This window comes from Acidibrevibacterium sp., assembly GCF_049965395.1.
GTDB lineage: Bacteria > Pseudomonadota > Alphaproteobacteria > Acetobacterales > Acetobacteraceae > Acidibrevibacterium > Acidibrevibacterium fodinaquatile.
Genome location: NZ_JBMFWJ010000009.1, coordinates 15,119 through 28,988, shown reverse-complemented (window position 1 = coordinate 28,988; position 13,870 = coordinate 15,119). Strand labels below are relative to the sequence as shown.

General features: G+C 65.6%; 18 protein-coding genes and 1 other RNA gene. 6 read left to right on the top strand and 13 right to left on the bottom strand.

Annotated elements, in window-relative coordinates; genetic code table 11:
- The first annotated feature begins 18 nt into the window (after positions 1-18).
- Complete coding sequence (locus ACP5M5_RS04650; RefSeq protein ID WP_427935857.1) at positions 19-1,059, top strand: cysteine synthase A; 1,041 nt, start codon at positions 19-21, stop codon at positions 1,057-1,059.
- A 156-nt stretch (positions 1,060-1,215) separates the two neighbouring features.
- On the opposite strand, the gene ACP5M5_RS04645 is transcribed toward ACP5M5_RS04650, so the two are convergent.
- From ACP5M5_RS04645 to thyX, 4 genes are read right to left on the bottom strand one after another with little or no spacing between them, the layout of a single operon-like run.
- Positions 1,216-2,037, bottom strand: a complete 822-nt coding sequence (locus ACP5M5_RS04645) for an autotransporter outer membrane beta-barrel domain-containing protein (protein WP_427935856.1) — start codon at positions 2,035-2,037, stop codon at positions 1,216-1,218.
- Between the two features lie 36 nt (positions 2,038-2,073).
- A complete protein-coding gene (locus tag ACP5M5_RS04640) occupies positions 2,074-2,397 on the bottom strand; it encodes a hypothetical protein (RefSeq protein ID WP_427935855.1) in 324 nt (107 codons plus the stop codon).
- Positions 2,358-2,735 carry a TMEM175 family protein gene (locus ACP5M5_RS04635; RefSeq protein WP_427935853.1) on the bottom strand — a complete coding sequence of 126 codons (378 nt, stop codon included), beginning with the start codon at positions 2,733-2,735 and terminating at the stop codon, positions 2,358-2,360. Before ACP5M5_RS04635 ends, ACP5M5_RS04640 begins: the two co-directional genes overlap by 40 nt.
- Positions 2,735-3,670, bottom strand: a complete 936-nt coding sequence (gene thyX, locus ACP5M5_RS04630; RefSeq protein WP_427935851.1) for an FAD-dependent thymidylate synthase — start codon at positions 3,668-3,670, stop codon at positions 2,735-2,737. Before thyX ends, ACP5M5_RS04635 begins: the two co-directional genes overlap by 1 nt.
- A gap of 9 nt (positions 3,671-3,679) precedes the next feature.
- On the opposite strand from thyX, the gene ssrA reads away from it, so the two are divergent.
- Positions 3,680-3,993: a transfer-messenger RNA gene (ssrA, locus tag ACP5M5_RS04625) on the top strand.
- 13 nt (positions 3,994-4,006) lie between these two features.
- On the opposite strand, the gene ACP5M5_RS04620 is transcribed toward ssrA, so the two are convergent.
- Positions 4,007-4,915: an EamA family transporter gene (locus ACP5M5_RS04620; RefSeq protein ID WP_427935849.1), complete on the bottom strand. Its 909-nt coding sequence runs from the start codon at positions 4,913-4,915 to the stop codon at positions 4,007-4,009.
- A gap of 280 nt (positions 4,916-5,195) precedes the next feature.
- Here ACP5M5_RS04620 and ACP5M5_RS04615 point away from each other — a divergent pair, with 280 nt between their 5' ends.
- From ACP5M5_RS04615 to ACP5M5_RS04605, 3 genes are read left to right on the top strand one after another with little or no spacing between them, the layout of a single operon-like run.
- A complete protein-coding gene (locus tag ACP5M5_RS04615) occupies positions 5,196-6,572 on the top strand; it encodes an NRAMP family divalent metal transporter (protein WP_427935847.1) in 1,377 nt (458 codons plus the stop codon).
- A gap of 9 nt (positions 6,573-6,581) precedes the next feature.
- Complete coding sequence (locus ACP5M5_RS04610; protein ID WP_427935845.1) at positions 6,582-6,773, top strand: hypothetical protein; 192 nt, start codon at positions 6,582-6,584, stop codon at positions 6,771-6,773.
- Positions 6,770-7,234, top strand: coding sequence for a thioesterase family protein (locus tag ACP5M5_RS04605; protein WP_427935843.1), 465 nt, complete (start codon positions 6,770-6,772; stop codon positions 7,232-7,234). Before ACP5M5_RS04610 ends, ACP5M5_RS04605 begins: the two co-directional genes overlap by 4 nt.
- Here the strand turns inward: ACP5M5_RS04605 and serS are convergent, their stop codons facing one another.
- The 3 genes from serS to ACP5M5_RS04590 form a co-directional block, all read right to left on the bottom strand.
- Positions 7,235-8,506, bottom strand: coding sequence for a serine--tRNA ligase (gene serS / locus ACP5M5_RS04600; RefSeq protein WP_427935841.1), 1,272 nt, complete (start codon positions 8,504-8,506; stop codon positions 7,235-7,237).
- Between the two features lies 1 nt (position 8,507).
- Positions 8,508-9,251: a twin-arginine translocase subunit TatC gene (gene tatC, locus ACP5M5_RS04595; RefSeq protein WP_427935839.1), complete on the bottom strand. Its 744-nt coding sequence runs from the start codon at positions 9,249-9,251 to the stop codon at positions 8,508-8,510.
- Positions 9,252-9,322: 71 nt separating this feature from the next.
- Positions 9,323-9,784: a twin-arginine translocase subunit TatB gene (locus ACP5M5_RS04590; RefSeq protein WP_427935927.1), complete on the bottom strand. Its 462-nt coding sequence runs from the start codon at positions 9,782-9,784 to the stop codon at positions 9,323-9,325.
- Here ACP5M5_RS04590 and ACP5M5_RS04585 point away from each other — a divergent pair.
- A complete protein-coding gene (locus ACP5M5_RS04585; RefSeq protein ID WP_427935929.1) occupies positions 9,680-10,018 on the top strand; it encodes a hypothetical protein in 339 nt (112 codons plus the stop codon). The two genes, ACP5M5_RS04590 and ACP5M5_RS04585, sit on opposite strands and share 105 nt — an antisense overlap.
- 30 nt (positions 10,019-10,048) lie before the next feature.
- On the opposite strand, the gene scpB is transcribed toward ACP5M5_RS04585, so the two are convergent.
- From scpB to ACP5M5_RS04560, 5 genes are read right to left on the bottom strand one after another with little or no spacing between them, the layout of a single operon-like run.
- Positions 10,049-10,609 carry an SMC-Scp complex subunit ScpB gene (gene scpB / locus ACP5M5_RS04580; RefSeq protein ID WP_427935837.1) on the bottom strand — a complete coding sequence of 187 codons (561 nt, stop codon included), beginning with the start codon at positions 10,607-10,609 and terminating at the stop codon, positions 10,049-10,051.
- Positions 10,606-11,379 (bottom strand): segregation and condensation protein A, encoded by a 774-nt coding sequence (locus tag ACP5M5_RS04575; RefSeq protein WP_427935835.1) that lies wholly within the window; start codon positions 11,377-11,379, stop codon positions 10,606-10,608. Before ACP5M5_RS04575 ends, scpB begins: the two co-directional genes overlap by 4 nt.
- Positions 11,372-12,079: a site-2 protease family protein gene (locus ACP5M5_RS04570; protein ID WP_427935833.1), complete on the bottom strand. Its 708-nt coding sequence runs from the start codon at positions 12,077-12,079 to the stop codon at positions 11,372-11,374. Before ACP5M5_RS04570 ends, ACP5M5_RS04575 begins: the two co-directional genes overlap by 8 nt.
- Complete coding sequence (gene nagZ, locus ACP5M5_RS04565) at positions 12,076-13,077, bottom strand: beta-N-acetylhexosaminidase (protein WP_427935832.1); 1,002 nt, start codon at positions 13,075-13,077, stop codon at positions 12,076-12,078. Before nagZ ends, ACP5M5_RS04570 begins: the two co-directional genes overlap by 4 nt.
- 39 nt (positions 13,078-13,116) lie before the next feature.
- On the bottom strand, positions 13,117-13,866 hold the full coding sequence (locus tag ACP5M5_RS04560) for an SPOR domain-containing protein (RefSeq protein ID WP_427935831.1): 750 nt from the start codon (positions 13,864-13,866) through the stop codon (positions 13,117-13,119).
- Positions 13,867-13,870: the final 4 nt, after the last annotated feature.

Sequence of the window (13,870 nt, the reverse complement as noted above, 5' to 3'; positions counted from 1 at the left end):
GCCGATCCGTCATTTTTTATGACCGAGGAGACCGTGATGACCCTAGCCGAGACCAACCGCTTGCCCCCTGCGCCGCGTTGGCGGCCGAGCCTTTCGGAGGCAATCGGTGAGACGCCGCTCATTCGTCTCCGCCGCGCCTCCGAAATGACCGGCTGCACCATTCTCGGCAAGGCGGAGTTCATGAACCCGGGTGGCTCGGTGAAGGATCGCGCGGCGCTCGCGATCATCACCGACGCCGAGGCACGCGGCGTGCTTCACCCCGGCGGGCTGATCGTCGAGGGCACGGCGGGCAATACCGGCATCGGCCTCGCGCTCGTCGGCCATGCCCGCGGCTATCGCGTCGTCATCGTCATGCCGGAGACGCAGAGCCGGGAAAAAATCGACTTTCTCCGCATGATCGGCGCCGATCTCCGGCTGGTGCCGGCAAAACCCTATCGCGACCCGGGCAATTACGTGCATGTCTCGCGCCGGCTCGCCGAGGAGTTGGGCGGCGTCTGGGCCAACCAGTTCGACAATCTTGCCAATCGCGAGGGGCATCGCGCCACCACCGGGCGCGAGATCTGGGAGCAGACCGGCGGCCGGATCGACGCCTTCACCTGCGCTTGCGGCACCGGCGGCACGCTCGCCGGCGTCGCCCTCGCGCTCAAGGAACGCGATCCCAAGGTGCAGATCGTGCTGGCAGACCCGGAAGGAAGCGGGCTTTACGGGTGGGTGAAGGCGAATGATCTCTCGGTTGCGGGAAGTTCGATCACCGAGGGCATCGGCCAGTCACGGGTTCCCGCCAATCTCGAGGGCGCGCCGATCGATGACGCGCTGCGCATTCCCGATGCGGAGGCGCTGGAGGCGATTTTCACCCTGCTGATCGAAGACGGGATTTCGGTCGGCGGCTCGGCCGGGATCAACATCGCCGCGGCCATTCGCCTCGCCCGCGCGATGGGGCCGGGCCACACCATTGTCACCATCCTGTGCGATGGCGGAGCGCGCTATCAGTCGAAACTGTTCAACCCGGAGTTTCTGCGCGCGAAAAACCTGCCGGTGCCGCCCTGGCTCGCCGGCTAAGCGGGGAAAGACGTTCTTTTTTGAAAAAAAGAACCAAAAAACTTTTGTCCGGTCTTTAGGGTGGCGCCGCAGGCGCTGCCCAACCAGTAGCAGTCTTTTTGCTTCTTTTTCGGAAGTCAAAAGAAGGTATTTATGGATCTTGTCGGCACTGCCGGTTCAGAATCCGAAGGCAAAGCCGATGCGGATGGTGAAATCGCTGGTGGTGCTGGAGGGTTCATAGAAGCCGGCGCCGTTGGTTGGGCTCGCGCCATAGCCGAAATGGGTATAATCGAGCCCGCCATAGAGATGAATGCGGTTGGCGAGAAGGTAATCGGCGCCGATTCCGGCTTGCAAGAGCGCGGTGTCGCCGAGCGAAAAATTCATCGGCCCATAGCCTTCCGCCGCCAAGGCGCCGCCAGAGGCATTGGCGTTGCTGCCAAGCGTCTCTGCCCAGCCGAGCCGGCCGGTGAGCACCAGGCGGGTGTTGAGAGCATAATCGCCGCGCACGCCAAAGCCGAGGAAACCGTTCGAATGGTCCTCGTTATAGCCGCTCGGCCCCTGCAGATCGCTCTGCCAGTCATGATAGCCGCCCTGAATGAAGGGGATCAGCATGAGGTTGGGGCTGAATAGGAACCCCTTGCCAAGCTCGACGCTGACATTATTGGTGGTGTCGTTCGAGCTGCTGCGCAGCGGCGTGCCGCCGATGGTCGCGCCATTATAGCCGAACGAACCCGTGCCATAGCTGTAACGGATTCCGGCATAGAGATTGCTGATGCCGAGCGCGTCCACCATCGTGGTGATTTTGCCCTCAAGGCCGGGCAGCGTGCCGGATTGGGTGTCGAGCGTGTTCCCGGCGCTGTCATGCTCAGCATAATTCTGGATCATCGCGGTGGCCGCGAGGCCGATCTCGTTATTGACGTTGACGACCGCGAGATCATCGGCGCGGGCGAGCGCTGGCACCAGCAGAGCGGCGGCGAGGGCAGCAAGAAATTGGCGCATGAAAATCCGGGCGGCTCGGGCGGCGATCGGTTGCAATCAAAGCATGATATTATACGAAATCCTACCAATTTGTTGAGAGCCGTTTTTTCCAATGGTACTTTTCGCCCCGCACGCCTGCTCACGGCCACGCAGCAGGCGTTCGATGCGCGAATCGGGCACCGCCCAAAGCAGCGCCGGCACCCAGAGCAGCGCGAAGGCAAGCCCCGGCCAATCCGCCAGATCCACGGAGATCCCAACGAGATAGAGCCAGATCGATCCCTTGCCCTTGCCATCCGTGCCGACGGCGCGCACCAGCAGGCCCTTATTCCCCTGCGCGCGGATCAGGCTGGCCTGCAACACCATGTAAGCCAGCGCCGCCATGAAGAGATCGAACCCGAACAACTGACCGGCCCGCGCGCGAGGCCGTCGGCGGCGATCCAGCCGGCGCAAAACGGCAGCAGCAAAAGCCAGAACAAGAGATGGAGGTTCGCCCACAGAGCCCGCCCATCAACCGCAGTCACCGCCTGGAACATGTGATGATGATTGCTCCAGTAGATGCCGACATAAATGAAGCTGAGCACGTAAGAGATCAGCACCGGCCATAGCGCGAAAAGATCGCGCAACCCTGGCCCGGCCGGCTCGTGCAGTTCCAGAACCATGATGGTGATGATGATCGCCATCACCCCGTCGGTGAACGCTTCCAGCCGGCCCTTGTGCATCAGGCTGTTCCAATCGCCGCCAGAAACTCCGCCCATTCGCGCTTGGAAAGCCCGGACTCCGGCTGCTCGACCCGCTCCCCCGCCAGCATCCGGCGTAAGACCGCGCGCATCGGGGCCGAGAGCGTGACCGCGCCGAGGCGATAGTCGCGGAAGGCGCGCGCCGCCATCGGTACCCAGGCTTCGACCGTTTTCAGCATCACCTCGGCGTAGGCGCGGATTTCATATTGTGCGTGAGCATCGGCGCGCAGCGATATGAAATGCAAGAGATTATGGAGATCGGTTTTCCAATACCATTGCGTGTAAGTGTTCAGCGTCAGATTCATCCGCGCAAGCTCGCGCGCGAGCCCTTGCCGGGTGGGATCACGCGCCGTGCCGTCCTCGTTCTCGTTCAGCATGGCAAGGTAATGGTCATGGCAACGCGTGGCGTCCTCGCGCAGCAGATCGAGCACCATCGCCGCCTCGTCCGCGGCCAGCGCCTCGCCGCGCCCCTGGCGGTTGCTCGCCGACTGCGCCGCGAGATGCGCGGGGGCGGGGAGATAGAATTCGCGGTCGAGGATGGAATAGCGGGCGGAGTATTCGTTGACGTTCGCCATGCGGTGGCGGATCCATTGCCGGGCGATAAAAATCGGCAGTTTGACGTGATATTTAATCTCGCACATCTCGAACGGCGTGGTGTGGCGATGGCGCATGAGATAGCGGATCAGCCCCTCATCCTCGCTCACCTTGCGCGTCCCGCGGCCATAGGAGACGCGGGCTGCCTGCACGATCGCGCCGTCATCGCCCATGTAATCGACCACGCGGACGAAGCCGTGATCGAGCACCGGGTGGGGGTGATAGAGAATCGCTTCCAGCGTCGGAACGGTCGCGCGCCTGGTTTCGGCGCGGGCGGCGCGCTGGGCTTCGATGGCGGCGATCTGATCTTGGGCGAGTGGCATCGCGGGAATCCTCTTTCAAGGCGGTTGCGGCACGCCTATATCTCAGCCGTCGGTTCGCCGACTATGGCGATAAACGGTGCATGGCATAAGCGTAGTGGACCCGGGGGCAGTGCCCGGCGCCTCCACCAGTTTTCCCGGGCGGGTCGGCCCGGGTAGGGGGGCGAAACAGGCTCGACACGCGTGGTAAAGATGTATCTTTCGCTCGGCATGGTTCCGCCGTTATCGGGCCGTACGATAGGTGCCAACGACAACATGGCGCTCGCTGTCGCTGCATAAGCGATAAGCGCGGTTCGGGGGGCACCGGGCAACAGAAGCCCCCCACTTCCCCATCGCGCCTCACCCCGCTCCGAGCAGGACGAAAATCACCCCGCCGGAGACGAGGAACAGGCCGGCGATGTCGCTCCGCTTCATCCGCTCGCGTAGGTAAAAATGGCTAAAGAGGAGGATAAACGGCACCTCCATCTGACCGAGCGAGCGCACCAGACCGACCGGGGCGAGCGCGAACGCCGAAAACCAACAGCCCGACCCCACCGCCGACATCGCGCCCACCCAAAGCGAACGCCGCCAACTCACCAGCGACGCCAAAATCTGCCGCGGCTCGCGCCAGGCAAGCCATGCGCCCAGCATCACCGTCTGCATCGCGTTCGTCACCACCAGGGCGTAGATCGCCTGGATGATCGGATGCCCGCCATGGAGCGCGAGATTGGCCCATTTGATCAGGACCGAGACGAAAGCGAAGCAGAGCCCGGTGCCGAGCCCGCACAGGGCCGCCGGCTGGAACGTCGCCCGCAACAGGCCGCGCAGACGCATGCCATGCCCGGCGAGCGAGAGCGTGAGCACGCCAACCACCCCGATCAGAATGCCAACCCAGGCCACAAGACGCAGCCGTTCGCCCGCGATCAGCCAGGCGACGAGCGCGGTCTGCACCCCCTCGGTCTTGGCGTAAGCGCTGCCGACGGCGAAGCTGCGAAAGCTAAATGAGAGGATGAGGAGGCCGGTGCCGACGATCTGCAACGCGCCGGCGATCGCGCATTCGGCCAAAAACGTCGCGTTCGGCGCCGGCAGCCGCACCCCGCTCGCCGCCAGCAGGACGACGAGCAGCGCCAGTCCAAACGGCACGCCATAGAAAAACCGCACGAATGACGCGCCATTGACCGAGAGCACGGCGCGAAGCCGCTGCTGCAAAGCCGTCCGCCAAGTCTGAAACAATGCCGCGATCAGGGTGAAGAGGATCCAAAGCGGCATCACGCCGATTCCGTTGCCGGATATCGGCCGGGGCAGGAGAAAATACGCCGCGCTGTGTCAAATATCATAGATATTCCATGAGGCGTTTCAGAAGTCGGAGATCATCGGCCGCGTGCGCGGCAACCCCGAGCGGGCCCGGGAAAGGCTCCGCGATGTGACAGTAGAGGCCCCCCCCTCTTGGTCAAGCCGGCCGATCCTGAGGCGCGGAATCATCTCTTGACGAAATGTATCATTGGCTACATATACCAGACACCGTCCCAACGTCCCAGAAAGCAGAGCCATGAGCCAGGGGATTTCCGAGTTTCCGATGCCGCTCCCCGACCGTGCCGCCGATATGCCGCCGGTCAGCCGCGAGGATGTTCTGCGTGCCCGCGATCGCCGCTCGGTGCTCGATGCGCGGGCGAGAAAGCGCGCCTTCCGCCTGCTCTGGCTGCTCGCCGGGCCGGGGGTTCTGGTCATGCTGGGCGAGAATGACGGGCCGAGCATGGTCTCCTACGCGACCACCGGGGCGACTTATGGGATCGGCTTTTTCGTGCCGTTCATTCTGCTCACCTTCGTCATGGCGTTTGTTGTGCAAGAGATGACGGTGCGCCTCGGCGCCGTCACCCATCGCGGCCATGCTGAGCTGATCTTCCAGCGTTTCGGGCCGTTTTGGGGCTATTTCGCGATGGCCGATCTGGTGGTCGGCAATCTCCTCACCTTGATCACCGAATTCATCGCGATCCAGGCCGGCGGGCTCTATTTCGGCGTTCCCGCCTGGCTTTCGGTCGCGGTCGGGGCAGCGCTGATCCTGGCCTCGCTCGCGCTCCGGCGTTACGCGACCTGGGAGCGGGCGCTGATGGCGCTCGCCGTCTTCAACCTCTTGTTCATCCCCGCCGCCCTCTTTGCCCACCCGAGCGGCGCGGCGCTGGCGCAGGCAATCGTCACTTGGCGTCCGATCCCGGGCGGCGTGACGGTCGCTTTCGTGACCTTGTGCATGGCCAATATCGGCGCGACCGTCACCCCCTGGATGATTTTCTTCCAGCAAAGTGCTGTGGTGGACAAGGGCCTGACCGCCGCCGATATCGGCGAGGGGCGCGTCGATACCGCGTTCGGCGCCATCCTCGCCGCCATCGCCGCGATCGCGACGGTTGCCGCGGCGACGCCGCTTTTCGCCCATCACGTCGATGTTGCCAATTTCGCGAGCGGCGCCGATTTCGCGACCGCGCTCCGCCCCTATCTCGGCACGACCGGCGCGACGCTGTTCGCACTCGGCATTATCGAGGCCGGGCTGGTCGCGGCGATGACGATTTCCACCAGCTCCGCCTATGCCCTTGGCGAAACCACCCATGCGCGCCACAGCCTCAATCTCGATTTCTCGCAAGGCAAGTTGTTCTACGGCACCGTCATCGTCTCCACCCTATTCGCCGCTCTGGTGGTGCTGATCCCGGGCGCGCCGCTGCTCGCCTTGACGCTCACCGTCAATGTCATCGCGACCCTTCTGATGGCGCCCGCGCTCTTGTTCCTGCTGCTCCTGGTTAATGACCGCGAAATCATGGGCACGCACGCCAATACCTGGCGCGCCAATCTCGCCGGCGGGTCGATCGTCGGCCTGATCGTGGTCATCGGCATTTTCTACGGTCTGATAACCGCTTTTCCTGGCCTATTGGGGAAATAGGGGGACGCCATGAGCTATGATCCGCACTGTATCGCCGCCCTCGAGCCGAGCCAACTGAGCGCGATGCGTGAGGCGCCGCTGCCGCGCCGGCATCTCGGGCGCGGGGTGATGCTGCTTTTGGTGCTGCTCCGGGTCTATGTCCTCGCAGCCATTCCGGTGGTCGCCTACGCTTTCATCGCCGCGCTCGCGAACCCGTCGTGACGCCCGCCGCAACCCACGACGATGTGGTGATCGCGGACTGGATCGACCGCAACGGCCATCTCAATCTCGCCTATTATCTCGTTCTGTTCGACCGCGCGACCGACGTCCTGTTCGACCGGCTGGGCATCGGCGCCGCCTATAGCGCCGCCTCGGGCTGCTCGCTGTTCGTGGTTGAGACCCACACGCTCTATGAGCGTGAACTGGCGCTCGGCGCGCGGGTGCGCATCGATTGCCACGTCCTTGGCGCAGACCAAAAACGCCTCCATCTCGCCCATGAAATGTTCCGCGCAGGGGAAGCGGACCGCGTCGCGCTGCTGGAAGGGATGGTTTTGCACGTCGATCTCGGAAGCCGCCGCACGGCACCTTTTCCCGCCGCGATCGCCGCAACCCTCGCTGGCGCGGTGACGAGCGCGCCGCCCGCCGGCCTCGGGCGGCGGATCAGCGGGTTGGGCCGCCGATAATCAGCCGCTGATCCGCGAAAGCCCGCCGAGATAGGGCCGCAGCGCGTCGGGGATGATAATCGCGCCGTCCGCCTGTTGGTAATTCTCCATCACCGCGATCAGGGCGCGCCCGACCGCAACCCCCGAGCCGTTCAGCGTATGGACGAAGCCGGCGACCTTCCCGTCCGCGCCGCGAAACCGCGCATTCATGCGGCGGGCCTGAAAATCCCGGCAGTTGGAGCACGAGCTGATCTCCCGCCAGGCTTGCTGGCCAGGCAGCCAGACCTCGAGATCGAAGGTTTTCGCCGCCGAAAACCCGGTATCGCCAGCGCACAGCAGCACCCGGCGATAGGGAAGGCCGAGCCGCTCCAATACGGTTTCGGCGGAGCGGGTCATGCGCTCATGCTCGGCCGCGCTGTCATCGGGATGGGTGAGCGAGACCAGCTCGACCTTGCGAAATTGGTGCTGGCGCAGCATGCCGCGCGTGTCGCGCCCGGCCGCCCCGGCCTCGGCGCGGAAGCAATCGGTGAGCGCGGTCAGACGCAAGGGAAGGATTTTCGCCGGGAGAATCTCGCCGGCGGCAAAATTGGTCAGCGGCACCTCGGCGGTCGGAATCAGCCAGCTGTTATCGGTAGTGCGAAACAGATCGTCGGCGAATTTCGGGAGCTGGCCTGTGCCATAAACAGCGGCGTCATTGACCAGAAGCGGCACCGACGCTTCCTCATAGCCGTGTTCGCCGGTGTGGAGATCGAGCATGAACTGCCCGAGCGCGCGCTCAAGCCGCGCCAGCGCGCCGCGCAGCACGACGAAGCGCGAGCCCGCGAGCTTGGCGGCAAGCGAAAAATCCATGAGGCCGAGCGCCTCGCCCAATTCGAAATGCTGTTTTGGCGCAAAGCCGAAATCGCGCGGCGCGCCAACTTCTTTGAGAACGACATTAGAGCGCTCGTCGGCGCCGTCGGGGACGTCCGCATCCAGCAAATTGGGCAGGGTTTCGAGAAGCGCTTTGACCGCCTGCTCCTGGCGCTTTGCTTCCTCCTCGTGCGTCTCTCGGTCGCTCTGCAGCGCCGCGGCTTCGCGTTCGAGGGTGGAGGTCTCCTCACCACGGCGTTTCCCCTCGCCAATCCGGCGCGAAATCTCATTGCGGCGGGTTTGCAGGTCCTGGGCCAAGCTTTGCGCGGTGCGGCGCAAATTGTCGCTCTCAAGCAACCGGGAGGAAACGGCCGCCAGCCCCCGCCGCTGCATCGCCGCGTCGAATGCTGCGGGATCATCGCGAATGGCGCGGATATCGTGCATGTCAATCCTCGGTCGGTTTGGGCTCGACCATGCGGGCGGCGATGATCGAGATTTCGTAAAGCAGAATGAGCGGCACCGCGAGCCCGGTCTGGGTAAAGATATCGGGGGGTGTCAAGATCGCAGCGATGATGAACATGCCGACATAGGCATAGCGGCGCTTGGCGGCGAGTGCCTTGGAACTGACGATCCCGACCTTGGCCAAAAGTGTCAGCGCGACAGGCAATTGAAAGGCGATGCCGAAAGCGAGGATGAGCTTCATCACCAGGCTCAAATACTCGCTGACCTTGGCCTCCAGTTGGATCGGCAGGCCGCCGGCGCCGTTGGGGGTCTCAAAACTCAGAAAAAACCGCCAAGCAGTCGGAAAAATCAGGTAATAGGCCAGTGCCGCGCCGGCGACGAACAGGATCGGCGTCGCCACCAGAAACGGCGCCAGCGCGCGTTTTTCCGAGCGATAGAGCCCGGGCGCGACAAACAGCCAAATCTGGATCGCGATCACCGGGAAGGAGATGAAGGCGGCGCCGAAAAACGCCACTTTCACGTAGGTGAAAAATGCTTCGTAGAGCGCTGTGAAGATCAGGCGCCGGTCCTGCCCGGTTTGGTGCATCAGAATATTGGCAAGCGGGCGCGCCAGGAAGGAATAAATATCCTTCGAGAAGTAATAACAGACGCCGAACGCGACGAGAAACGCAACCAGCGAGAATAACAGCCGCCGGCGCAGCTCGATCAGATGTTCGAGCAGCGGCATGGGCTTATCGTGGATCGGGTCTTCCTGGTCGGGCGGGGGCAATTCTGTCGTTCCGGCAAGAGGTTGGGGCGTTATCCGCGTCTGTGGGCGCGCGTGACACCGGGCGGGATGAAGGCCGGCGGCGCTGGCGCTGCGGCGATTTCCGGCGGGATGAAGGAAGGCGCGGCGGCGGCCTCTGGCGGCGCCGGCGCCGCCTCGGCGGGCGGGCTCTCGCTATTGCCGGGGGCGACGTCCTCCGGCCGTTCCATCACGGTCTCCGGATGGGCGGCGACTGGCGTTGACTCAAACGGGCTTTCGTTGAGGTTGCGGGCCAGCGAGCCATCGGGATCGACCGCGCTGGTGAACGCGCCGCGTACGTCGAAATTGCGGATTTCGTTGATTTGCTGGCGAAACTCGCCAAGATCGGCGTCGCGCATCATCTCATCGACATGGCCCTGGAACTCGGCCGCCATGCGCCGCGCCTTCTTGACCATGCCCGCGACGGCGCGCATCGCCGCCGGCATATCTTTGGGGCCGATGGCGATCAGCGCCACAACGCCCACCAAGGCGATTTCGGACCAGGCAAAATCGAACATCCAGGCTCCGCGTTTACCCCGTTGCGTGATGCCAAAAGGAAAAACACTTCTTTTTCTGAAGAAAAAGAAGCAAAAAGACTTCTATCCCGTTTTCTCGGAGCGGCAATGCCGCAGGCACTGCCCAACGGGGAAAAGTTTTTTGGTTCTTTTTTTCAAAAAAGAACGATTCTTCCTCATCGCGCTATCCTCTAGCAGGAAAGCCTGCACGCGCAAACCGCGCCGTCAGGCGCTGCCCGGCGCCGGCACTTCGACCAAGAGATCGGCGCGGCGCGGCAGATCGGCGAGATCCTTGAGCCCGAATTGCGCGAGAAAGGTCGCTGTCGTGCCCCAAAGCGTCGGGCGCCCTGGCGCCTCCTTGTGGCCACGCGGTGCGATCAGGCTGGCTTCCAAAAGCGCGTCCATGGTTGCTTGCGAGAGGCTTGCGCCGCGGATTTCCTCGATCTCGGGGCGCGTCACCGGCTGATGATAGGCGATGATCGCCAGCGTCTCCATCGCGACTCGCGGCAGGCGCCGCGGCACTTCGATCACGCGGCGCAGCAGCGGGGCGAGATCGGGCGCGGTCTGGAACCGCACCCCGCCGGCGACCTCGACCAGTTCGACGCCGCGCTCGGCATAGCGCGCCGCCAGCGCCGCGACCACCGCGTCGACATCGCATGTCTCGGGCAGAACCTGGCCGAGCGCGCGGCGTGACACCGGCTCGGCGGAGGCGAACACGAATGCCTCAGCGAGGCGGAGCGCCGCTTCCGAGACCGGCGCGGGTGTTTCGGGAGTGTCTTCGTTCATGCGTCCTCCTCGCCGGCAACCGCCGGGCGCAGCAGAATAGGCCCAAATGGCGTCTCCTGACGGAGATCGATGGCGCCGCCCCGGGCCATTTCGAGGCCGGCGAGCAATGTCGCCGAGAGTGCCGCGCGACGCTGCAGCGGCTCCGCGAGATTTTCCGGCAGGAATGTCTCGAGCGTGCGCCAGTCCGGCACGCCGCCGAGCATCGCACCCAGCCGCCGCAAGGCGTCCTGGACACTCCACAGCGTCATCGGCTTCGGGCGATAGCGCCGTTGGCCGCCGCCGCGGCGAAGGGCGGCGAGATAGGCGCGGAGCAGCGCCGGCACGTCAAGGCGCAAGCGTGAGCGATCGATTTCCGAGAAATCCTCGGGGGCGGCGCGGGCGAAAACCTCCTGGCCGAGCTGCGGGCGGGCAGCGAGCCAGGCGCTCGCGGCGCGCATCGCCTGCAATTCGGCAAGGCGCGCGGCGAGCGTTTCGGCCGCTTCCTCGCCAGCCTCGGCCTCCTCCGTCCCCGCCGGGAGCAAGAGGCGCGATTTCATCCAGGCGAGCCACGCCGCCATCACCAGCCAGTCGGCGGCGAGTTCGAGGCGCACCCGCCGCGCCCCCTCGATCACCGCGAGATATTGCTCGACCAGAGCAAGTATGGAAATCCGCGCGAGATCGAGCTTTTGGCCGCGCGCGAGTTCCAAAAGCAAATCGAGCGGCCCCTCGAACCCTTCGAGGCGCAAAACCAGGGTTTCGATCAACGGCGGCTCGGCCGGCGCCTCAGCCATGGTCCGACATGCCCGCAAGCCACAGGACGACGCCGATCGCGCGCGGCACGATATGATCGAGCGCGGCCCCCACCGGATCGACCCGCCAGCCGAGCCCGGCGAGCACCTGCGGCAGGATGAACACGACCAGCAAAACCAGCAGGATGCCGACCCGCTCGAGCAGCGCCCAACGCCGCGCGAGCCGCAGCGGCAACAGCCCGACCACGATCCGCCCGCCATCAAGCGGCGGAATCGGCAGCAGATTGAAGATCCCGAGGACGAGATTGGTGAGCACGAAATAATAGATGAAGACGCCGCCGATTTCGGTGCCACGAGGCGGCAAATAGGCGAGCGGATGGAGCGCCAGAGCTGCGAGCCAGGCGAGCAGGAAATTCATCGCCGGCCCGGCCGCCGCGACCACCATCATGCCGCGCCGGGGGCTGCGGAATTTCCACGCCGCGACCGGCACTGGCTTGGCCCAGCCGAACAAAAACACCACCCGCCCGAGCGTCAGCCACTGCCCGATCAGCAGGATGCCGGGGAGCAGGACGGTGCCGACGCGGTCGATATGGCGCAGCGGGTTGAGCGACAGCCGCCCGGCAGCCCGCGCCGTATCGTCGCCCATGGCGAGCGCGGCATAGCCATGCGCCGCCTCATGCAGCGTGATCGCCAGCACCACCGGCACGACGGCGAGCGCGAGCTGCAGGGCGAGGCCGATCATCCGAGCAAAGCCTCCCGCTCCGCTGCCAGGGCCTCGCGCGCGGCGAGAAGAGCGGGATCGCGGCGCGTGCGCGCGAGGGCGCGGGCGGCGGCGAGGCGCTCGCCGGCCGCAGGCGTGATAGCGGGGCAGGCGTCGAGCAGGGAGGCGGTTTCAGCGAGGGCGCCGGTGCAATGGAGCACGAGATCGCAGCCGGCGTCCAACGCTGCAACCGCGAGATCGCCCGGCGCGCCGGTGAGCGCGCGCATGGCGAGGTCGTCTGAGACGAGAACGCCAGCAAACCCGATCGCCCCGCGGATCACGTCGCGGATGATGGTTGGCGAAAGCGTCGCCGGCCGCGCGGGATCGAGCGCGGGATAGAGGATATGCGCGGTCATCGCCCACGGCAGCGGAGCGTTGGCGGCAAAAGGCGCGACATCGGCGGCAAGATCGGAGGCCGCCACCACCGGCAGGGTCAAATGGCTGTCGGCTTCGGCGCGGCCGTGCCCGGGAATATGTTTCATCACGGGCTGCACGCCGGCGGCGAGAAGCCCGGACGCGAGCGCCGCGCCGAGGGCCGCGACCGCCTCGGGATCGGCGGCGAAAGCGCGATCGCCGATCACCGCATCCGCCCCTGGGATCGCGAGATCGAGCACCGGCGCGGTGACGACATCGAGCCCGCTGGCCGCGCATTCGCCGCCGATCAGCGCGCCTTGGAGGAAGGCGGCGCGCCGCCCGGCAGCGGGATCGTGCGCATAAAGCCGCCCGAGCGCCGCCGCCGCGGGATGCTCGCGCCAGAAGGGCGGGCGTAGCCGGGCAACGCGCCCGCCCTCCTGGTCGATCATCACGACCGCTGCGGCCGGTAAAATCGCGCGAAGATCGTCGATCAGGCGGCTAAGCGCCGCCGGTGTGGTGACATTGCGGGCAAACAAGATCACCCCGGCTGGCGGCGCGTGGCGGAGCAGGGCCGTCTCCTCGGCGCCGAGTGTTGCGCCTGCAAGACCGATGATCGCGGCTTTCATCGGCGCTGGCTGCGATGACGGCTCATGGCGGGCTGCGGCTTAAAAAGCCGCTACGGCGCAGGCCGTGCTCTTGCCGCGAAGATAGGCGCAAAACTCCCGTGCCTGCGCGGTATCGCCGAATCCGCCAGCCCGCAGCCGCCAAAACACGTGCCCGTCATGGCTGATGACACGGCTGATCAGCACCTTGCGATGGGCGAATTGCGTCGGGAAGCGCTTTTCGAGGCGCGCCCATTCCTCACGCGCTTGCGCTTCCGTAGGCAGAGCGGCGAGCTGGACCTCGATGTCGTGACCGGAGGCGGAGACCGCGGCAGGTTTCGCCGGGCTCGCTATTGCCGCTGGATGCGGGGCGGCGGCGGCCGGCGCGGGGGAGGCGGAGGCTGGTGTCGGCGCCGGCAGCACTTGCGCCGACTGCAGCCGGTGGAGTTCGGTAGGAGCCGGCGTTTCCGGCGGCGGCGCGAGCGTTTCAGCCGCCCCCGCACCCATCCCGCTCGCCGCGCCGGGCGCGGCCGGCAGCGTGGCGGCGCCGAGGAGGGCAGCGTCGGCCCCGGCGACCTGCAAGCCACCGGGATTGACCGGCTTGACTTTGACCGGCCCGGGATCAGCGGCGATGAGCGGCACCGGCCCATGGCGATGCCCGGCGAGCGACCATGCCCCGACGATCAACGCGAGCGCCCCGCCAAGGCCGCCGGCGATCGCCATTAGGCGCCGTGTCGCGGGATCGAGGCCGCGCTGGGGGCCGTTTAGCCGCAGCGGGGCGGGATCTGGTTCGGTGTAATAGTCCTGTGGCACCGGC